The sequence below is a fragment of the Actibacterium lipolyticum genome, assembly GCF_900184935.1.
GTDB lineage: Bacteria > Pseudomonadota > Alphaproteobacteria > Rhodobacterales > Rhodobacteraceae > Actibacterium_A > Actibacterium_A lipolyticum.
On sequence record NZ_FXYE01000002.1, the window covers coordinates 1 to 20808 of the forward strand.

Annotated in this window: 21 protein-coding genes; 18 read left to right on the forward strand and 3 right to left on the reverse strand. The window is 58.5% G+C overall.

The genetic code is table 11. From position 1 onward, the window contains the following. The 7 genes from COL8621_RS19135 to COL8621_RS08630 all read left to right on the forward strand — a co-directional run. Positions 1-1621: leucine-rich repeat domain-containing protein (locus tag COL8621_RS19135; protein ID WP_207652084.1), on the forward strand; the 1621-nt coding region annotated here is incomplete at its 5' end. Between the two features lie 422 nt (positions 1622-2043). Next, the gene (locus COL8621_RS08605) at positions 2044-2334 is read left to right on the forward strand and encodes a hypothetical protein (protein ID WP_093966992.1); all 291 of its coding nucleotides are present in this window, start codon (positions 2044-2046) and stop codon (positions 2332-2334) included. A 90-nt stretch (positions 2335-2424) separates the two neighbouring features. Next, positions 2425-2871: a c-type cytochrome gene (locus tag COL8621_RS08610; protein ID WP_093966993.1), complete on the forward strand. Its 447-nt coding sequence runs from the start codon at positions 2425-2427 to the stop codon at positions 2869-2871. A 1-nt stretch (position 2872) separates the two neighbouring features. After that, positions 2873-4264: a multicopper oxidase family protein gene (locus tag COL8621_RS08615; RefSeq protein ID WP_093966994.1), complete on the forward strand. Its 1392-nt coding sequence runs from the start codon at positions 2873-2875 to the stop codon at positions 4262-4264. A 47-nt stretch (positions 4265-4311) separates the two neighbouring features. Then, entirely contained in the window at positions 4312-4749 is a 438-nt protein-coding gene (locus COL8621_RS08620; RefSeq protein ID WP_093966995.1) for a c-type cytochrome, read from the forward strand. 4 nt (positions 4750-4753) lie between these two features. After that, the gene (locus tag COL8621_RS08625) at positions 4754-5197 is read left to right on the forward strand and encodes a c-type cytochrome (protein WP_093966996.1); all 444 of its coding nucleotides are present in this window, start codon (positions 4754-4756) and stop codon (positions 5195-5197) included. Positions 5198-5247: 50 nt separating this feature from the next. Next, positions 5248-5793: a hypothetical protein gene (locus COL8621_RS08630; RefSeq protein WP_093968484.1), complete on the forward strand. Its 546-nt coding sequence runs from the start codon at positions 5248-5250 to the stop codon at positions 5791-5793. A gap of 79 nt (positions 5794-5872) precedes the next feature. Here the strand turns inward: COL8621_RS08630 and COL8621_RS08635 are convergent, their stop codons facing one another. Continuing rightward, positions 5873-6157, reverse strand: a complete 285-nt coding sequence (locus tag COL8621_RS08635) for a hypothetical protein (RefSeq protein ID WP_093966997.1) — start codon at positions 6155-6157, stop codon at positions 5873-5875. An 87-nt stretch (positions 6158-6244) separates the two neighbouring features. Here COL8621_RS08635 and mgtE point away from each other — a divergent pair, with 87 nt between their 5' ends. The 4 genes from mgtE to COL8621_RS08655 are packed head-to-tail and all read left to right on the forward strand — an operon-like array spanning position 6245 to position 10050. Beyond that, positions 6245-7612 carry a magnesium transporter gene (gene mgtE / locus COL8621_RS08640; RefSeq protein ID WP_093966998.1) on the forward strand — a complete coding sequence of 456 codons (1368 nt, stop codon included), beginning with the start codon at positions 6245-6247 and terminating at the stop codon, positions 7610-7612. Continuing rightward, positions 7612-8082 carry an ATP-dependent zinc protease family protein gene (locus tag COL8621_RS08645; RefSeq protein WP_093966999.1) on the forward strand — a complete coding sequence of 157 codons (471 nt, stop codon included), beginning with the start codon at positions 7612-7614 and terminating at the stop codon, positions 8080-8082. Before mgtE ends, COL8621_RS08645 begins: the two co-directional genes overlap by 1 nt. A gap of 19 nt (positions 8083-8101) precedes the next feature. Then, positions 8102-9007: a 30S ribosomal protein S6--L-glutamate ligase gene (gene rimK, locus COL8621_RS08650; RefSeq protein ID WP_093967000.1), complete on the forward strand. Its 906-nt coding sequence runs from the start codon at positions 8102-8104 to the stop codon at positions 9005-9007. After that, positions 9007-10050: a succinylglutamate desuccinylase/aspartoacylase family protein gene (locus COL8621_RS08655; RefSeq protein ID WP_093967001.1), complete on the forward strand. Its 1044-nt coding sequence runs from the start codon at positions 9007-9009 to the stop codon at positions 10048-10050. Before rimK ends, COL8621_RS08655 begins: the two co-directional genes overlap by 1 nt. A gap of 65 nt (positions 10051-10115) precedes the next feature. Here the strand turns inward: COL8621_RS08655 and COL8621_RS08660 are convergent, their stop codons facing one another. Further along, entirely contained in the window at positions 10116-11357 is a 1242-nt protein-coding gene (locus COL8621_RS08660) for an L-rhamnose isomerase (RefSeq protein ID WP_093967002.1), read from the reverse strand. Between the two features lie 22 nt (positions 11358-11379). Beyond that, on the reverse strand, positions 11380-13482 hold the full coding sequence (locus tag COL8621_RS08665) for a bifunctional rhamnulose-1-phosphate aldolase/short-chain dehydrogenase (protein ID WP_093967003.1): 2103 nt from the start codon (positions 13480-13482) through the stop codon (positions 11380-11382). A 188-nt stretch (positions 13483-13670) separates the two neighbouring features. On the opposite strand from COL8621_RS08665, the gene COL8621_RS08670 reads away from it, so the two are divergent. The 7 genes from COL8621_RS08670 (at position 13671) to COL8621_RS08700 (ending at position 20792) form a co-directional block, all read left to right on the forward strand. After that, positions 13671-14477: a DeoR/GlpR family DNA-binding transcription regulator gene (locus COL8621_RS08670; protein ID WP_093967004.1), complete on the forward strand. Its 807-nt coding sequence runs from the start codon at positions 13671-13673 to the stop codon at positions 14475-14477. Between the two features lie 47 nt (positions 14478-14524). Then, on the forward strand, positions 14525-15523 hold the full coding sequence (rhaS, locus tag COL8621_RS08675; RefSeq protein WP_093967005.1) for a rhamnose ABC transporter substrate-binding protein: 999 nt from the start codon (positions 14525-14527) through the stop codon (positions 15521-15523). 65 nt (positions 15524-15588) lie between these two features. After that, positions 15589-17139, forward strand: a complete 1551-nt coding sequence (locus tag COL8621_RS08680; RefSeq protein WP_093967006.1) for a sugar ABC transporter ATP-binding protein — start codon at positions 15589-15591, stop codon at positions 17137-17139. Further along, positions 17136-18119 (forward strand): ABC transporter permease, encoded by a 984-nt coding sequence (locus COL8621_RS08685; RefSeq protein ID WP_093967007.1) that lies wholly within the window; start codon positions 17136-17138, stop codon positions 18117-18119. The genes COL8621_RS08680 and COL8621_RS08685 overlap by 4 nt, the downstream gene beginning before the upstream one ends. Further along, on the forward strand, positions 18116-19102 hold the full coding sequence (locus COL8621_RS08690) for an ABC transporter permease (protein WP_093967008.1): 987 nt from the start codon (positions 18116-18118) through the stop codon (positions 19100-19102). Before COL8621_RS08685 ends, COL8621_RS08690 begins: the two co-directional genes overlap by 4 nt. After that, entirely contained in the window at positions 19102-19416 is a 315-nt protein-coding gene (gene rhaM / locus COL8621_RS08695) for an L-rhamnose mutarotase (RefSeq protein WP_093967009.1), read from the forward strand. The genes COL8621_RS08690 and rhaM overlap by 1 nt, the downstream gene beginning before the upstream one ends. Beyond that, positions 19413-20792, forward strand: a complete 1380-nt coding sequence (locus tag COL8621_RS08700) for an FGGY-family carbohydrate kinase (protein WP_093967010.1) — start codon at positions 19413-19415, stop codon at positions 20790-20792. Before rhaM ends, COL8621_RS08700 begins: the two co-directional genes overlap by 4 nt. The last annotated feature ends 16 nt before the right edge of the window (positions 20793-20808 follow it).

The following is a 20808-nucleotide window of genomic DNA, read 5'->3' on the forward strand; positions in this document are numbered from 1 at the left end:
GGCGGAGCGCCTGAAGACGCCGGAGAGCCTGCGGGACCTGTCGGTGTCGCTGAACAACGTGGGCGGCGCGGCGCAGGTCGCCGGGGATCATGCCGCGGCCGCGAAGGCCTATGCGGAGAGCCTGGAGATGCGGCGCGATCTGGCGGAGCGCCTGAAGACGCCGGAGAGCCTGCGGGACCTGTCGGTGTCGCTGAACAACGTGGGCGGCGCGGCGCAGGTCGCCGGGGATCATGCCGCGGCCGCGAAGGCCTATGCGGAGAGCCTGGAGGTCGCGCGCGATCTGGCGGAGCGCCTGAAGACGCCTGAGAGCCTGCGGGACCTGTCGGTGTCGCTGAACAACGTGGGAGGCGCGGCGCAGGTCGCCGGGGATCATGCCGCGGCCGCGAAGGCCTACGCGGAGAGCCTGGAGGTCGCGCGCGATCTGGCGGAGCGCCTGAAGACGCCGGAGAGCCTGCGGGACCTGTCGGTGTCGCTCGACAAAGTGAGCGGCGCGGCGCAGGTCGCCGGGGATCATGCCGCCGCCGCCGAGGCCTACGCGGAGAGCCTGGAGGTCGCGCGCGATCTGGCGGAGCGCCTGAAGACGCCGGAGAGCCTGCGGGACCTGTCGGTGTCGCTCGACAACGTGGGCGACGCGGCGCAGGTCGCCGGGGATCATGCCGCGGCCGCGAAGGCCTATGCGGAGAGCCTGGAGGTGCGGCGCGATCTGGCGGAGCGCCTGAAGACGCCGGAGAGCCTGCGGGACCTGTCGGTGTCGCTGAACAACGTGGGCGGCGCGGCGCAGGTCGCCGGGGATCATGCCGCGGCAGCGAAGGCCTATGCGGAGAGCCTGGAGGTGCGGCGCGATCTGGCGGAGCGCCTGAAGACGCCGGAGAGCCTGCGGGACCTGTCGGTGTCGCTCGACAACGTGGGCGGCGCGGCGCAGGTCGCCGGGGATCATGCCGCCGCCGCGAAGGCCTACGGGGAGAGCCTGGAGGTGCGGCGTGATCTGGCGGAGCGCCTGAAAGCGCCGGGGAGCCTGCGGGACCTGTCGGTGTCGCTCGACAACGTGGGCGGCGCGGCGCAGGTCGCCGGGGATCATGCCGCCGCCGCGAAGGCCTACGGGGAGAGCCTGGAGGTGCGGCGTGATCTGGCGGAGCGCCTGAAGACGCCGGAGAGCCTGCGGGACCTGTCGGTGTCGCTGAACAACGTGGGCGGCGCGGCGCAGGTCGCCGGGGATCATGCCGCGGCCGCGAAGGCCTACGCGGAGAGCCTGGAGGTCGCGCGTGATCTGGCGGAGCGCCTGAAGACGCCGGGGAGCCTGCGGGACCTGTCGGTGTCGCTGAACAACGTGGGCGGCGCGGCGCAGGTCGCCGGGGATCATGCCGCGGCCACGAAGGCCTACGGCGAGAGCCTGGAGGTCGCGCGCGATCTGGTGGAGCGCCTGAAGACGCCGGAGAGCCTGCGGGACCTGTGCGTCGCCTTGTATTTGAATAGTTCGCTGCACATAAAAATGGCCCGGCTGGACGAAGCCGCAGTATTTGTCGACGAGGGGGAGACCTTGGCGACGTCTATTCCAGAGTTCATGCGGGACGAGGTCGTGAGTGCGTTCCAAGGACTTCGGACACTCCTTGACCAATCTTGACGACATTCCTGTGTCCGTGTCGCGAGCGAAGTCCGCTATGCCGTCCGACTATGCCGTCTTGCCCCGCTCAGCCCGCCGAAATCGCGGATTCCGCCATTGCGGAGTCAATAAAATATGACCCTCTGAGTGCATCCCTCGACCGAAAAACGGTCTCGAAAACCGTTGTGGGTGCAAGCCCACCCAGGGTTCGAATCCCTGTCTCTCCGCCATTATTCCCCTGACAATGCTCCATTGCGCTTGCGCAGATGAGGTTCGGAACCGCAGGCATGCGCCGCTGCGGGCCTTACCAACGCACGCGCCTTGTCGCCAGTGTTGTAGGATGTCTTTCAATAAACTGTGTGTTGACTCCTAAATGTGCATTCTCAACAGTCGGGAGTAGCCCCAAACAAGGACACCCATTGCGACACCTCTTGATCACTCTCATGTTGGGCCTTTTTGCGCTCGCGGCGGCGCCGGTTTCGGCGATGCCTCATGACGGTATCGGGATGCATGATTGCATTGAGTGCCCCGACGCCGGTCAGTCCGCAGAACATCATGATATGGACCCATCTAACTGCTTTCACGGGGTGACCTGCATGGCCGTCGCGCTTTTGCCTTTGGCCATCGACACACATGTCGCGAATCCATTTCGCGAAGTTTTCCCATATCTGGATGACCGAATGACGGCGCCGGCTGATGTGTCGCTCGTGCTGCCCCCGCCACGTGTAATCTGAACCGCTTTCGGCCGTCAGGGCGCAATGCAATGACGAAGTTCAGGACCAAGGCCGCCTTAATGCGCGCTTTGCGAAAACACAGGTATAACATTGAAAAACCTTATCTATCCGGCAATCGGTGCAATAGTTCTTGGCGTTGGGGCGTATGTCTATCTGCGCCCGGCGCCCCAAACCGATACACACGCTATTGCGACCGCGGCTGAACCTTTGGCGGGCGCACCAATCGTAGAGGTCGCGTTACCGGCGGATCTTTCAGCATCGGCAAAGCTTGGCAAACGCGGGTTCGATGCTGTTTGTGCTGCGTGCCACGGCGAAAATGGCTCCGGTCGCCAAGGCATGGGGCCGCCACTGGTCCACAAGATTTACGAACCGTCGCACCACGGTGACATGGCGTTTCTGATGGCCGTGCAACGGGGCGTTCGCGCCCACCATTGGCCGTTTGGGAATATGCCGCCACAACAAGGGCTGACTGAGGGGGACGTAAAAGCGATCACCGCCTATGTCCGTGAGCTTCAACAGGCAAATGGGATCAATTGATATGGCTGACTTTCCAATGACCCGCCGTGCGTTCTGTCTGGGCAGTGTTGCAGGTGTTGCCCTGCCTACCCTTGCAGGTGCGCAATCATTCCCCCCTTTGACCGCGCGCGTCACCCACGCGCAGATCGCACCCGAAGGATATGACCCCACCGAAGTCTGGAGCTATAACGGCGGCTTCCCCGGCCCTGAAATCCGCCTTGCTCAAGGGGCGCGGCTTCAACGGACGCTGGTGAATGAACTGCCCGCGCCAACCTCGATCCACTGGCACGGCATTCGCATCGACAATGCAATGGATGGGGTCGCCGGCCTGACCCAATCGGCCGTCCCCACAGGAGAAAGCTTTGCCTATGACTTCGCGCTGCCTGACGCCGGAACGTATTGGTACCACGCCCACACCAATTCTATGGAGCAGGTTGCGCGCGGGCTTTATGGCGCGCTGATTGTCGAAGAAGATTCACCGCCCGATGTGGACCGCGACGAGGTCTTGATCTTGGATGACTGGCTGCTTGATCCTGAAACAGCACAACTTGATCTGCAGTTTGATCACCCGATGGCACTTAGCCATGGGGGGCGTTTCGGCAACCTTATCGGGACGAACGGACGCTATGCCGACGACCTGAAGGCCCGTCAAAGCGAACGCTTGCGCCTACGTATCATCAATGCTGCCAACGCGCGGATTTTCGTGTTGCGGCTTGACGGTTTGACCGGCTGGACCGTCGCGCTGGACGGGATGCCGTTGGAAAACCCGGAACCCGTCGAGGGTGAGCTGATCCTTGCCCCCGCGCAACGCATTGACCTGATCGTCGATGTCACCGCCGCGCCAGGCGAACAGGCCACGTTGCTGCGCGCGGGCGATGACGACGCTTGGTACGCCCAAATAATCTTTGATGTGACAGACGCCGCCCCTGACCCAGCGCGCGACGCGCCTGCCCCGCTTCCTGCGAACCCGCGCATGGCGTTGCCTGATCTGGCGAAGGCCACGCAGCTTGAAATGCGAATGGAGGGTGGCGCGATGAGTGGCCTAAGGTCTGCGCGTTACCAAGGGCAAGACATGGATTTTCGCGCGCTTGCGCAACAGGGACAATTCTGGGCGCTATCTGGTCAATCCGGGATGGGCGACGCACCGTTCGCACGGTTTTCCAATGGCGAACATGTGCGCATCAAATTGGCCAATGACACGGTGTTTCCACATGCGATGCACCTTCATGGGATGCATTTCAGGCAAATCTTCGCAGACGGAACATTCGGCCCGATGCGCGACACGATCCTAAGCATCCCGAACGAGCCAATCGAAATCGGATTTATCGCCGACAACCCCGGAAAATGGCTGCTGCATTGCCACATGCTTGCCCATGCGGCCTCGGGCATGACCACATGGATCGAGGTCGCGTAATCATCGCGGCCCGCATCTAAGACCGACACCCAATCGAAAGACACCTTATGCGCTTTAACAAACTGCTCGCTGTTTCCACTTTTGCTTTTGCCACCTCTGCATTCGCCCATGGCGGGGTTCAGAACCCAGCTGTGAAGGCCCGCATGGACGGCATGGTGGCAATTTCGAAAAACATGAAGACCATCGCCACGATGGCAAAAGGCCAAACCGCATTTGATGCTGCCACCATTCAGGACGCACTTAGCGTGATCGAAGCAGAGGCCGGGCAAATCCCCGCCCTATTCGAAGCCAAAGAAACCGACGCGAAATCCGAAGCGCTTGATCTGATTTGGACGGACTGGGACAACTTCGCCGCAAGCGCCGAGGTCCTGCGCACCACTGTGATGGACCTTCCCGACACGATCACCACCCCCGAAGACGCGGGCGCGACGCTGGCGAAGTTGGGCAAGACCTGCAAGTCATGCCACTCCAAATACCGGGAGTAACGAGATGGGGGCGCTTCTTCCAATAATCGCCACGGGCCTATTTGCCGCGTCGGTGTCCCCGCTGTGGGCGGACCATCTGTTCGAAGGGCGTGATCTGGATAACGGCGCGCAGATCTATGGTGAAAGCTGCGCAAGCTGTCATGGTGCAAAGTTAGAGGGGCAACCTGATTGGCGCACACCGCGAGACGACGGCACCCTGCCCGCCCCGCCCCACGATGCAAGCGGCCACACATGGCATCACGACACGGCGCTCTTGTTTAACTATACCAAGTTCGGTGGCGCCAAGACCCTAGAGGCACGCGGCGTCACAGGGTTTCAAAGCGGCATGCCCGCCTTCGACGATGCCCTAACCGATGACGATATTTATGACGTCCTAGCCTATATTCGGGCCCAGTGGCCAACGCGCATTCAGCGCATGCAGGCAGAGCGTTCGCACGCGCTTGAGTGACGTTCACACATCAAGGGTTTTCAACTACAATTGCTTTGGAGGAAGAGATCATGAAATTGGGCTTTGCTTTACTGCTAACGATGACCGCCCTGCCCGTATCCGCTCAACATTCCCATACCGCGCATGGTGGCAGCCCCGCCCCAGCGGCAGTTGCACAACCGGTTCCGACCGAACCGGGGCAATCCGCGTTTGCCGCCTTGGCCGAAATCGTCGGCCTGTTGCGTGCGGACCCGGCCACCGATTGGTCACGCGCCGATATTCCCGCCCTTCGCGAGCATCTGGTAGATATGGAGCTTGTCACAACGCAGGCCAAAGTTGACACCGTCCCCACGGAAGGCGGCGCGCGGTTTGTCATCACGGGCATCGGGCGCGAAATTGAGGCCATCCAAGCGATGGCAATCGCCCACCCCCCGTTTGCCGAGGCAGAGATGCCCCTGAAAATCGACGCAACCCCAACCGACAACGGTGCTGAATGGGTCGTGACCGGCGATCAAGATCTGATACTGGCGCTGGGCTTTCACGGCCTCATGACCATCGGCGCCCATCACCAAGAACATCACCTTGCGATCGCAACGGGAAACGCGCCCCATAACTAAGGGCGCGCGCTTTTCCTAAGTTGGGATCTGTGCAGGTTGCACTATTTTCGCCCGACCGGGCGGAACCCTGTCTTCGCGATCAGTGAACAACCTCTTTGATCGCGTCGTTGCTTAGGCGTCGGTAATTCACAAACGAATTCGCGCTCATCACGACATAGAAGCTGTCCATGTCGATCAGCACATACCCCTTTTCGAAAAGGGCGCGCGTCAGGCCGACGATGTCGTCGCTATACAGCCGTCTTACACCCAGCATTTCACGTAACAGCTTTTGTGGGATCCGGTAACGACCGGATGATTTCCCGCCAAACGACTGCGCATAAAGCTCTGCCAATGTTTCCGCCGTAAAGGCTGTTCTGTCGGCCATGCGATCCTCATGTGTGATTATTTATTGCCTATAGACAAATATATATTGCCCATTTAAAGAAGCGTCAATCACTAAGGTGGATTCGCCATGCAAACTGAAACGCAAATAGATCATCTGGACCTGTCCCCTCAGCTTCGCGCTGCGGCGGACGCAAAAGACGCGCAAACTCTGAACGCGTTGCTTGACCCGCTGCCCTACAGCGAGGCCCTGCGCGAGCTATTGAACCTTGCGCCGGAAGAGCGTGACGTCGTGCTGTCGCTGGTCTCGCCCGAACTGGCCGCCGAACTGGTCGAAGAAGCCCCACATGAAATGGGTGCCGACCTGATCGAACGTCTTGAAGCGTCCCGTGCCGTCGAAATTCTGGACGAAATGGATTCCGACATTCAGGCCGACCTTCTGGGCGACATGGAAGATGCAGATGCCGAAGCGATCCTGTCCGAAATGGACGCAGAGGACGCAGCGGATGTGCGCCGGCTGGTTGAATATGACGACGACACGGCCGGTGGCCTGATGATGTCCGAAGTCTTCAAATTTTCGGACACGCAGACCGTCGGCAACGTCCTGAAACAACTTGCCAGTGATGACGAGGATTTTGACCGTTACCGCGGCCAGCATCCTTACATCATGGATGCCCAAGGCCACCCTGTTGGCGTCGTTTCCTTGCGGGGCTTGTTGACGGCCAAACGTTCGATGCCTTTGACCAGTATCATGGTCGAGCCGATGACGGTCGACGTCAGCACGTCGCTGGAAACGCTGGATGATATCTTCAACGAACATCCGTTCCTTGGCATTCCCGTTGTCGAAGCGGACGGCCGCCTTGTTGGTGTGGTCTTGCGCACCGCTGTCAGCCAGGCCCTGCTAGAGCGTTCCGAAAGTGAAACGCTAAAGCTGCAGGGTGTTGTCGGGGATGAGCTACGCTCCATGCCGACATGGCTTCGTTCCAAACGCCGTTTGGCGTGGTTGTCGGCCAACATCGTGCTGAACATCATCGCGGCCTCGGTCATCTCGGCCTACGAAGAAACGCTGACGGCGGTGATCGCCATCGCGATCTTCCTGCCGATGGTGTCTGACATGTCGGGTTGTTCGGGCAACCAAGCCGTCGGTGTTACCATGCGCGAACTATCCTTGGGCCTTGTCCGCCCTGTCGATGCGATGCGTGTCTGGATGAAAGAAATCAGCGTGGGCGTAATCAACGGCATCGCGCTTGGCATCCTGATCGGCATCGTCGCCTGGATCTGGAAAGGCCAACCCGCGTTGGGTCTGGTGATCGGCCTTGCGCTGGCGCTGAACACGATGCTTGCCGTCTCCATTGGTGGGGTTGTGCCGCTGCTTCTGAAACGGTTGGGCCAAGACCCCGCCGCCGCCAGCGGCCCCTTGCTGACGACTGTAACCGACATGGCTGGGTTCTTCTTCGTGCTCAGCCTCGCAACGCTGATGATGCCATGGCTGATCTAATGAAACAGAAAACGAAACTCAAAACCCCACGGCCGGAACTGTCGGTGATTGGCTGGATGGAGTCCGTCGCCCTGCCACAAATCGATCTGCGCGGCATTAAGGCCAAGATCGATACGGGGGCACGCACCTCTGCCCTGCACGCACTTTATATCGAACCGTTCGACAACGATGGCGAAGAATGGGTCCGGTTTCAGGTGCAACTGTCAGAGGACGCGCCGGGCCAATGGGTTGAAACTCCGCTGCATGATCAGCGGCACATCAAGAACACAAGCGGCATTCCCGAAGAACGGTATGTCATTCGAACCGAGCTAGAGATCGCGGGCAAAACTTGGCCAATCGCGGTGTCCCTCACGGATCGCAGCAACATGCGCTTTCCGATGATCGTCGGGCGCTCTGCGCTCAAGAACCGTAACATCGCAGTGCACACGCGCCGCGCTTATCTGACCACCGGCAAAGCCGGCAACGCCTAATCGCGGAAAGGATACTATTATGAAAATTGCAATGTTGGCACGTAACGCCGATCTGTATTCGCACAAACGCCTGAAGGCCGCCGCAGAAGAGCGAGGCCACACACTCGACATCATCAACACGCTGCGCTGTTACATGAACATCGCCTCGCGTCGCCCGGAAATCTATTACAACGGCGAAAAGCTGGAAGGCTATGATGCTGTGATCCCGCGGATTGGTGCATCGGTCACGTTCTATGGCCTGGCCGTTCTGCGCCAGTTCGAAATGATGGGCACCTTCCCCCTGAACGAAAGCGTCGCGATTGGCCGTAGCCGTGACAAGCTGCGCTCCATGCAGTTGCTGGCGCGTGATGGTATCGGCCTGCCGGTAACGACATTTGCCCACGACCCCAAACAGACCGAAGAGGTTCTGGAACTGGCCGGTGGCGCGCCCGTGGTCATCAAGCTGCTTGAAGGCACCCAAGGCATTGGTGTGGTTCTTGCCGATACCAAACGCTCTGCCACTTCGGTTGTTGAGGCGTTCCGCGGTGCGGGCGTGAACATCCTTCTGCAGGAATTCATCAAAGAAGCTGGCGGTACCGACATTCGTGCAATCGTTGTTGGCGGTAAAGTTATCGCAGCAATGAAACGCACCGGCGCCGAAGGCGACTTCCGGTCGAACCTGCACCGAGGCGGATCGGCCCAAGTGATCAAACTGTCGCCCGAAGAACGCTCTACCGCGGTGCGCGCGGCAAAATCCATGGGCCTGAACGTCTGTGGCGTTGACATGCTTCGTGCTAACCATGGCCCCGTCGTGATGGAGGTTAACTCCTCTCCCGGTCTTGAGGGCGTGGAAAAAGCGACAGGCTTGGACGTGGCTGGTAAGATCATCGAATATATCGAAAAATCCGCCAAACCCGGAGCCACACGCACGAAAGGCAAAGGCTAATGCCAAAGCGCCCTGCATTCAAGATCGGGGGCCAGTCCGTTGCGGCTGGCACCCGGCAGACCATCGACCTTCCGGTAAGTGTTCTTTCTGATCACACACCGGTGTCGATGTCCGTTCACATCATTCACGGCAAACAGGATGGCCCGACGGTCTTCGTCAGTGCGGGTATCCACGGGGACGAGGTGATCGGGGTCGAGATTGTGCGGCGCATCCTGAACACGATCAAGGTCGGCTCTTTGCGCGGAACCTTGATTGCAATTCCGATTGTGAACGCTTTCGGCTTTATCAACCACTCACGCTATCTGCCTGACCGGCGGGATCTTAACCGATCCTTTCCGGGCAGCGCAGGTGGGTCGTTGGCGTCGCGATTGGCGCATTTGTTCCTGAACGAAATCGTGGCCCGATCTGACCTTGGGATCGACCTTCACTCTGCCGCGATTCATCGCACTAACCTTCCTCAAATTCGGATTTCACCGGACAACCCGGTGACGGCGGAACTGGCCGAAGTCTTCGGCGCCCCCGTGGTCTTGCGTTCGCCTCTGCGCGAAGGTTCACTGCGCGGCGAGGCCAAAGTACTGGGCAAGGACGTGCTGCTTTACGAAGCGGGCGAAGGGCTTAGGTTTGACGAACTTTCAGCACGCGCGGGCGTGGCTGGCATTATGCGCGTGTTGCGCCATTTGAACATGGTTCCGGCCCGCGGCATCGCCAAGCCCAAATCGAGCCCGCATCATTGCCAGTCAAGCAAGTGGCTTCGCGCCCCGGCTGGCGGGCTCCTGCGGACGTTCAGGGCGGATGGCGACGTTGTTAAAACCGGCGACGTGATGGCCATTGTCGCCGACCCCTTTGGCGAATCCGAAAAAGAGGTCACCGCCCCCTTTAACGGCATTGTCATCGGCCGGGCCGTAATGCCCATCGTCAACGAAGGCGACGCTGTGTTCCATCTGGGCAAGGTCAAATCCATGCAAGCCGTCGAAGACACCGTTGAAGACCTGCAGTCACAGCTGGTCGACGACCCGCTTTTCGATGAGGATGAAATCATCTAAAGCCGCCGGCCTTCGACTTCACCCCCAACGCATCGCCCCACTTTCAGCCAACCGGGATATTTGGTTCACCCACGCCCTGCCACCGCAGATTGATAGGTGTCCAATTCTTGGCCTAACGTCAGCCCGGTTGGTCGATCCATGCGCTTACAGAACTCGTTCCACACGGCGCCAAATGGCAGGTCTTTCAGCTCTTCTGTCATCACGAAGCGGGTTGTGAAATCCAGATCAGTCTCGGCCTGTTTCAACCGTTCAAGCGGCAAAAGCAGCGCGCGCAGCAATGCCTTTTGCATGTTTCGCGTGCCAATAACCCAAGCGGCCGTGCGGCTGATCGTGGCATCGAAAAAGTCGAGCCCAATGTGGGTTCGCTCCAACAGGTTTGTGCTGACCACTTCTTGCGCCATTGCCAGAATATCGTCGTTCAACAGGATCACATGATCACTATCCCAACGCATGGGGCGCGACACATGCAGCAAAATCTCCTCAACTGACAGCGCTACGGCGCTGAGTTTGTCGGCGATGTTTTCTGTCGGGTGAAAATGGCCCATATCAAGACACAGAACCGTGCCCCTGCGGATGGCATAACCCATATAGAATTCGTGACTGCCAACAGTGCAGGCTTCGACCCCTATTCCGAACAGCTTGCTTTCGACGGCATCCAACATCTGCGCCTTGTCTTGTGGCGCTGACAGCATCGTGTCCAACGATGCCTCAAGCCGCTTTCGCGCAGACATGCGGTCGATCGGGATATCCTTGTACCCGTCAGGCACCCAGATGTTATTAACGACGGCGGATCCAAGTTCGGCCCCCATCCTTGCGGCAATCTCTCGGGTTCGTTTGCCGTGTTCGATCCAAAAATCGCGAATGCCTTGATCGGGATGCGATAGCGTTAGGTTATCGTCGGCCTTGGCGTGGGCAAAAAACGTCGGGTTGAAATCAAGTCCAAGGCCCTGATCCTTCGCCCAATCGACCCACGGCGCGAAATGCCTGTATTCAATCTCGTCCCGGTCGGGTGCTTCTTCGGAATCAAGGTACATCGCGTGCAGGTTCAGGCGATGGCTTCCTGGTATCATGGAATAGGCAAATTCTAGATCGGCCCGCAATTCATCCGGCGTGCGAGCACGCCCAGGATGGTTGCCCGTTGCCTGAATGCCGCCGCCCGAATTGCCGGTCTGTCGTTCAAACCCGACAACATCGTCACCCTGCCAGCAATGCATCGAAATCGGGATCGTCTTCAGCCGATCAATCGCGGCCTCAGTATCAACGCCCCAGTCTGCGAAGATGGCCTTGGCGCTTTCATAACTACTCATTCTTGTGTCCCCCCGTCCCAATTCAGCGCGTGAATGCCTGAACATTCCCAGCATCGACATTCAGGATGTTACCCGTCGACTTTGCCGATGTATCAGCCGCAAAGAAATAGGCCGCTTCGGCAATGTCTTCTGGCAGGACTGACCGTTTCAACAAGGAACGCTGGCGATACATTTCTTCCAGCCCGTCTTTGTCCGTGCCATATGTCCCCGCGCGCTGTTCCAGCCATTCGCCTTCCCAAATCTTTGACCCGCGCAAAACCGCATCTGGGTTGACCACGTTAACGCGAATTCCGGCCTCTGCGCCTTCAAGTGCAAGACAGCGCGCCAGATGAATCTCTGCCGCTTTGGCGGTGCAATAGGCCGTTGCATTGGGTGACGCGGCCAGACCGTTCTTAGACGCCACAAAGATGATGCTCCCGCCGATGTTCTGCGCGCGCAGCATCTTGAAGGCCTCGCGGCTGACAAGGAAATATCCAGTGCTAAGGATATCCATGTTCTTGTTCCACAGATCCAACGAGGTTTCTTCGACCGGCGCCGAAGATGCGATGCCCGCGTTGGACACAAGAATATCGACGCCACCGAATTCTACCGCCGTATCGGCATAGGCCGCGGCGACGGCCTGTTCGTTGGTGACATCCATCACGACAGTGCGCACCACATCTGCACCGAAACGCTGAACCAAGTGGTCCGAGGTGGCTTTCAAGCTGTCCTCGTTGATGTCGGCCAGCATGACGCAGGCCCCATCCGTCAGATACCGCGCGGCCGTTGCCGTACCGATGCCGCCCGCTCCGCCTGTAACAAACGCAACCCGCCCTGCCAGCGATTTGGGCTTGGGCATCCGTTGAAGCTTTGCCTCTTCCAGCAGCCAGTATTCGATGTCAAAGGCCTCTTGTTCAGGAAGCCCCTGATACTGCGAAATGGCCGATGCCCCGCGCATGACGTTGATCGCATTCACATAGAACTCGCCAGAAATGCGGGCGGTCGCTTTGTCTTTGGCAAAGGTGATCATGCCAACGCCGGGGATCAGATAGACAACCGCATTCGGGTCACGCATTGGCGGGCTGTTGTCGCGCTTACAGCGGTCATAATAGGCTGCATAATCCTCGCGATATGCCGCGATTTGGGCTGGCAGGCCTGACATCACCTCATCAAGGTTGTGTTTGGCTGGGTCGAAGTCCACGACCAACGGCCGGATTTTCGTGCGCAGAAAATGGTCAGGGCAGGAAGTTCCAAGCGCCGCCAGCGGTGCCAAATTCTTAGAGTTTACGAATTCCAGAACCGCCTCGGAGTCATTGAAATGACCAACCATGTGCTGATTGCCCGAAACAAAACCACGGATCGCTGGCATCAAACGGGCCGCAACTTGGCGCCGCGCGGAACCTGATAGGTTTTCGTGCACCGGGCCGCCAAATGCCGGAACATCTTTGGTTTTCTCGCCAAGCCAAGCCGTGGCCGCATTGATTACATCAATTGTGGTGTCATAACAGCCTTTGGCCGTGTCACCCCATGTGAAAAGCCCGTGACTTTCCAAAACGACACCGTCTGCATCCGGGTTTTCCAGACAGTATTTTTCAAGCCAAAGCCCAAGTTCGTAACCGGGCCGCTTCCACGGAAGCCAGCCGATACGTTGACCGAAAATTTCCTTTGTCAGCGCCTCTGAATTCTCTGACGCCGCAATCGCGATAATCGCGTCTGCGTGCACATGGTCCACATGCTTGCGGGGCACATATGCGTGCAGCGGCGTATCGATGGACGCCGCGCGTGGGTTCAATTTGAACGTACAATGCGGAAGATAACCCACCATTTCGTCTTCGAATTCGACCCCACGGTAAAGCTTTTTCAACGCATGCAACTTGTCCATATAAAGCGTGGAAAAGCCGTCCATCTTCATAGAGCCGATGTCACCCCCCGACCCTTTGACCCAAAGAACCTCAACCTCGTCACCAGTCAGCGGGTCCGTTTCGATCACTTTGGCCGACGTGTTTCCGCCACCGTAATTGGTCACGCGTTTGTCCGATCCGAGAATGTTTGAGCGGTAAAGCAACAGCTCCGACTCGCTCATACCGGCGGCTTTATCACTGTTCCAGCGGTTGTCGAGCAGCTGATTTTTAATTGTTTTCAGCATGATATCCTCCCATCGGGCATAATGCGTCTTCTTTTACTTGTTGATGTGAACCTGCGAGTGATGCGTCGAATTGTCAATCACTATCGATCAACATCAATCACAAAATGACATATACTGATTGCTTGTGATCGTTTCTGATTGACATGAGCGTCGAATCTGCGCACCGTCAATGCTCAAGGGAGGGTCGAATGCACGAAAAAGAGCGCCACAGGATTATTCTATCTGCCGTCCAGGACCGCCCAGTCCTAACCGTGATAGAGCTTTGCAATCTGACCGGTGCGTCAGAAGCAACGATCCGTCGGGACATCGCCGCCCTTCACATGCAGAAAAAGCTGCGCCGTGTTCGTGGCGGGGCCGAAGCAATCAGCCCCCCGCAGTTCGTCGGGCTGGCGGGCCGGCCTTTTGCCGTAAACGAAAGCATGCGTAGCAGGGAAAAACAGGCCATCGCACGCGCGGCGGTCGAACTTTGCGAAGACGGCGACTCGATCATCATCAACGGCGGAACGACCACGTTCCAAATGGTTCACCCGCTGGCCTCGCGCCGGTTGCAGGTGTTCACCAACTCTTTCCCGATTGCCGAACATCTTTTGAAGCATTCGAAAAACACGGTGATGCTGTCTGGCGGCACGATCTATCGCGAACAGAACATCATTCTGTCCCCGTTCGATAACGATGTGACCCGCAATTTCTATGCAAAGCGGATGTTCATGGGGGCGCAAGGCGTTGGCCCACTGGGCCTGATGGAGGCCGACCCCCTTCTGATCCAGGCAGAGGAAAAGCTGATCGGACAGGCGGACGAACTTGTCGTGCTTGTCGATAGTTCAAAGTTTGAGAACCGCTCAAGCCTTGTGCTCTGTCCGCTCAACCGGATCGATACGGTGATCACCGACGATGGAATTTCAGACAAGACAGCCGCGATGCTTGAGGCTGCAGACGTGACGTTGATCGTCGCCGAAACCGGCGCCGCGCAACGAGAGGGTGAGGCTGCCTCGTAACAAACCTCAATCAACAACCACGGATATAAAAACTGGGAGGAATAATTATGATCCGTCGCAAATTTATAAAGGCCGCCGGGCTTGGCTTGGCCACAAGCCTTATCGGCACGGGCGCAATGGCGCAGGATGATATGCGCATCGCGTTGGTGGTGAAGGCCCTTGGCATCGGTTTCTTCGAAGCCGCAGCAAAAGGCGCAGAAGAAGCCGCGCAAGAACTTGGCGGGGTCGAAATCATTTACACCGGCCCAACGGACACCACCGCAGAAGGCCAGATCGAAGTTATCAATTCGCTTATCGCACAGGGCGTTGACGCGATTGCCATTTCCGCCAATGACCCTGACGCTTTGGTGCCTGCCCTGAAAAAAGCGATGCAGCGTGGGATCACGGTTATTTCGTGGGATTCCGGCGTGGCACCGGAAGGCCGTCAGATGCACCTTAACCCGTCGTCCAACCCGCTGATCGGTAACATGATCATCAAGTTGGCCGCTGACCATCTGCCCGACGGCGGAGAGGTTGCAGTATTGTCCGCATCCGCCACCGCAACGAACCAGAACATCTGGATCGAAGAGATGAACAAGGTCATGGGCAACTATCCCGGGATCGAAGTTGTGGCGACCGTCTATGGCGATGACTTGGCTGACAAGTCTTACCGCGAAGCACAGGGCCTGATGCAATCCCACCCCGACCTTGACGCCATTATTGCTCCGACTTCGGTCGGCATCGTGGCTGCGGCACAGGCCGTGGAAGACGCTGGTAAGGCCGGTCAGATCAACGTGACCGGTTTGGGCCTTCCCTCGGAAATGGCGGGTGCGATCGAAAGTGGCGCGTCCAAATCCTTCGCGATCTGGAACCCAATTGATCTGGGATATTCTGCCGCGATGATCGCTCATGCGTTGGCTACCGAAGCGGCCACAGCCGAACCGGGCGCCGCAATCCCCATGGGTCGGATGGGCAGCGTTACATTGGACGACACCAATTCCGGCGCGATGGCTGATCCGTTCGTTTATGACAGCTCGAACATCGATGCGTTCAAGTCGATCTTCTGATCCAAACCACGTGATCCCGGCGCCATCTGCGCGCCGGGAGTACCCCCTGAACCCGGATCCTATCTATGTTGATGCATTCGCAGTCACAGGTGCCCACCGCACCCGAGGCTAACACGCCCCCTATCCTTTCACTGGATGGGATCACAAAGACATTTCCCGGAGTGAAGGCGCTCTCGGAAGTGGCGTTGAACCTTTATCCCGGTCAGGTCACCGCCCTTGTTGGCGAAAATGGCGCGGGGAAATCGACGGTCGTTAAGATCCTGACTGGCATCTATCAACCCGACGGCGGCGCGATCCGTGTGGACGGGCACGCCACGCAGTTCCCAACCGCACGCGCGGCCAGTGACGCAGGCATCACCGCCATCCATCAGGAAACGGTTCTGTTCGACGACCTTTCCGTGGCTGAAAACATCTTTATCGGGCACGCACCGCGCGGCAGGTTTGGGCTTATCGACTGGGCCGCGATGGAACGCCGCTCCAACGAAATTCTGAAAAGTATTGGCGCCACCATCGACCCCGCGCAAAAACTGCGCGATCTGGGGATTGCCAGCAAACACCTTGTCGCAATCGCCCGCGCGCTAAGCATCGACGCGCGCGTCGTCATCATGGATGAACCGACCGCCGCGCTTTCGCATAAAGAAATCCAAGAGCTTTACGAGCTGGTCGAAAAGCTTAAGGCCCAAGGCAAGGCCATTTTGTTCATCAGCCACAAGTTTGACGAGATTTTCCACATCGCGGATCGTTACACCGTGTTTCGCGACGGCCAGTTCATTGGCGAGGGAATGATCGACCAAGTCAACGAAGGGCAGCTGGTAAAGATGATGGTCGGTCGCGACGTTGACCACATCTTCCCAAAACGCGAAAGCCATATTGGAGACGAGGTTCTGAAAGTCGTCGGCTACGACCACCCAACCGAATTTGCCGAAATTAGCTTTGACCTAAAGCGCGGTGAAATCCTTGGGTTTTATGGGCTGGTCGGGGCTGGCCGATCCGAATTCATGCAATCGCTATTCGGCATCACGCGCCCATCCAAAGGCGTTGTGCGGATCGACGGCAGAGTGCGCGTTATCCGTTCACCCGCCGACGCCGTCGCCAACGGGATCGTCTATGTGCCCGAGGACCGTGGCAAACAGGGTGCCATCACCGCCCTGCCCATCTTTCAAAACGTCACTCTGCCGTCGCTTGGCAAAACCTCTAAGAACGGGTTTCTAAGACTTGCCGAGGAATTCAAGCTGGCCCGCGAATATACCGAACGTCTGGACCTGCGGGCCGCGTCTTTGGATACCAATGTGGGAAACCTGTCCGGCGGCAACCAGCAAAAGGTCGTCATTGCCAAATGGCTGGCAACCCAGCCACGCGTCATCATCCTTGATGAACCGACGAAAGGTATCGACATCGGGTCAAAGGCTGCGGTGCACGAATTCATGGCTGAACTGGCCGCACAGGGCCTTGCCGTGATCATGGTAAGCTCTGAGATCCCTGAAATTCTTGGGATGTCTGATCGTGCGATCATCATGCGCGAAGGGCGGATCGTCGCGGAACTGGACGGGGATGACCTCACCCCAGAAACACTTGTCCGCCATGCTGCGGGTATCTCACAGGGTGCAACGACATGATCAAATCTTTGACCACCTCGCGCGAGGTTCTTTTATTCGCAGCCATTGCTGTTCTGCTGGGCCTAATTGCAACGCGGTTCCCGGGTTTCGTTGCGCCATCGAACTTGGCGGATGTGTTTAACGACACCTCTCCGCTGATCCTGCTGGCGATTGGTCAGATGATCGTCATCCTGACCAAATGCATTGACCTAAGCGTCGCCGCAAACCTTGCCCTGACCGGCATGGTCGTCGCGATGATCAACGTCGCCATGCCCGGTGTTCCTGTTGCTGTGATCCTTGTGATCGCGGTTGGCCTTGGCACGCTGCTGGGCATGATCAACGGCCTGCTGGTGTGGAAGCTGGACATTCCCCCCATCGTCGTGACGCTTGGCACCATGACAATCTTCCGCGGCATCATCTTTCTTCTGTCCGACGGCAAATGGGTCAACAGCCACGAGATGAGCGCGACATTCAAAGCCTTTCCCCGCGCCGAATTTCTGGGCCTACCGGTTCTAAGCTGGACCGCGATATTGGCCGTGATCGTCTTCACCATCGTCATGACGCGAACCACACTTGGTCGTGCGTTCTATGCCGTGGGCGGCAATGCCCACGCGGCGACCTATACCGGCATCAACGTTGGAAAGACCCAGTTTTGGGCGTTTACAATTTCTGGCGCGCTGGCCGGGCTAACCGGGTATCTGTGGGTGTCACGATACGCGGTGGCCTATGTCGACATTGCCAGCGGGTTTGAGCTGGATGTGGTTGCTGCTTGCGTGATCGGCGGCGTGTCCATCGCTGGCGGCCTTGGGTCGATCGGCGGCGCGTTGCTGGGCGCTCTTTTCCTTGGCGTCATCAAAAACGCCCTGCCCGTCATCAACATTTCGCCCTTCTGGCAGCTGGCCATTTCAGGCAGCGCCATCATCATCGCGGTCGCCGTTAACGCACGGGCAAACCGTGAAAAGGGCCGGATCATTCTTAAATCAGCGGAGCAAGCGGCATGACCACACCTGCCAACGCGATCCCGGATCGCCTGCAAACACCATGGGAAAGCCGCCTAAAAAGCTGGGAGGCACTGCTTTTGCTGGTCGCCATCGCGATTTTCATCGCGAACAGCTTTGCCTCCCCCTACTTCCTGAACGCGTGGAACCTAAGCGACGCAACATTCAACTTCACCGAAAAGGCGATGATCGCCTTCGCCATGGCGCTGTTGATTATTTCCGGTGAAATCGACCTGTCGGTTGCCGCGATCATCGCGCTTGCCTCGACCGCTATGGGCGCTGCTGTGCAGGCTGGCGCGGGCACGCCTGTGCTGATCTTGGTTGGCCTTGGCACGGGCCTTCTGTGCGGTGCCTTTAACGGGGTGCTGGTCACACGGATGGGACTTCCGTCTATCGTCGTGACGATCGGCACGATGAGCCTGTTTCGCGGCATCAGCTATATCGTGCTTGGGGATCAGGCTTATCGCGGCTACCCATCCGATTTTGCCTTCTTCGGTCAGGGCTATGTTTGGTGGGTGATCTCGTTCGAATTTGTGCTTTTTGCGATTATCGCGGTGATCTACTTTGTGATCCTGCACAAGACGAACTTCGGGCGTTCTGTCTATGCGATTGGGAACAACCCAACCGGCGCGCTGTTTTCGGGCATCCGCGTCAATCGCGTTAAGTTCATCCTGTTTCTGCTGACCGGGCTGATGGCTGGCATCGCGGCGATCTGCCTGACCTCGCGCCTTGGTTCCACGCGACCTTCCATCGCGTTCGGTTGGGAATTAGAGGTGGTGACCATGGTCGTGCTTGGCGGCGTGAACATCTTGGGCGGCTCTGGCACCATTCCGGGTGTGGTCATCGCGGCCTTCGTTATCGGGCTGGTGACCTTCGGGCTGGGCCTGTTGAATGTTCCCGGCATCGTGATGTCCATCGTCGTTGGTGCGCTGTTGATCGGGGTCATTGCCCTGCCCCGTCTTTGGTCCCAGTGGAGGCAACGCTGATGCAGAAATTCGCGTTTAAAATGCGCCTGAACCCCAATTGCGAAGATGAATATCGCAAGCGCCACACCGAAATCTGGCCAGAGCTTGTGACATTGTTGAAACAGGCGGGCGTTTCAGATTATTCGATCCACCTGGACCCAGAAACGAACATCCTTTTTGGCGTTTTGTGGCGGACAGACGATCACGGGATGGACACACTGCCTGAAACCGAAATCATGCAGAAATGGTGGGCCTCTATGGCCGACATCATGGAAACCCAGCCCGACAACGCCCCCGTTGTCACGCCACTGACAACCGTCTTTCACTTGCCATGAAACGTACCAACGTCGCCGTTATCGACATCGGAAAAACCAACGCCAAACTGGCGCTGGTGGATCTGTCCGACCTGTCGGAAATCGCTGTCGTTACGCGCCCGAATAACGTCCTGAACGGTCACCCTTGGCCACATTTCGACGTCGAAGGCCACTGGGATTTCCTGCTGGAGGCTCTTGCCTCTTTTCATGCAAGCCACGGGGTACACGCGATTTCTGTGACCACCCATGGGGCATGTGCGGCATTGATTGGGGCTGATGGGCAGCTTGCTGCGCCGATCCTTGATTATGAACACTCCGGCCCGGATGAGGTGGCGAAGGATTATAACGCCATCCGCCCAGAATTCGCCGAAACAGGTTCGCCGCGCCTTGAAATGGGCCTTAACATCGGCGCCCAGCTGTACTGGCAATTTCAGACCGACCCGACGTTGAAAGAGCGCACCCAGACCATCGTGACCTATCCCCAATACTGGGGCCATCGCCTGACGGGCATCGCGGCAACCGACGTTACATCGCTTGGCTGCCACACTGACCTGTGGAACCCACACAAAGGGTGCTTTTCGTCGCTTGTGGATCGCTTGGGCATCGCTGACAAAATCGCGCCGGCCCGTCCGTCGGGCGACATCCTAGGAACGATCCTGCCCGAGATTGCGCATCGTACTGGGTTGCCCCAAGGCACGCAGGTCTATTGCGGCATCCACGATTCCAACGCGTCGCTTGTGCCCCACATTCTAAGCCAGCAAACCCCGTTCAGCGTCGTATCGACCGGCACATGGGTGATCGCGATGGCGATGGCGGGAAAGCCGGTTACGCTGGACCCCGCGCGCGATACCCTGATCAACGTCAACGCCTATGGTGCCCCGGTGCCGTCGGCCCGTTTCATGGGCGGGCGCGAACATGACTTGGCAACGGCTGGCCCTTACGACACCCCCACAGCCGCAGACATGGCCGAAGTTCTGCGCGCGGGCATCTTGTTGCTGCCCGCCGTTGTCGCCAATTCGGGGCCGTTTGCGGGCCAATCCGCCCGTTGGGTCGGCGCAGAGCCGCCAATCGGTTCGCCCGCTCGCGGCGCGGCAGTGGCTTTCTATCTTGCCTTGGTCACCGCGCACTGCTTGTCGCTAATCGGCCATGACGGCCCCATCATCGTCGAAGGGCCATTTGCACGAAACGAATGCTATTGCACGATGCTGGCCGCCACCACCGGGTCCGAAGTTAGAGCAATGACCGGCACCACCGGAACCAGCCAAGGGGCCGCCTTGTTGGCCAGCAATCAGCCCCATCAACCTGCTGCAAGCAATGTTCACCTTCCGCGAACGGGCCAGTTGAACGCCTTAATGCAGCGTTATGCGACGCTTTGGGCCGATCACGCGGGTGTCTAATTCAACGCCCGGATAC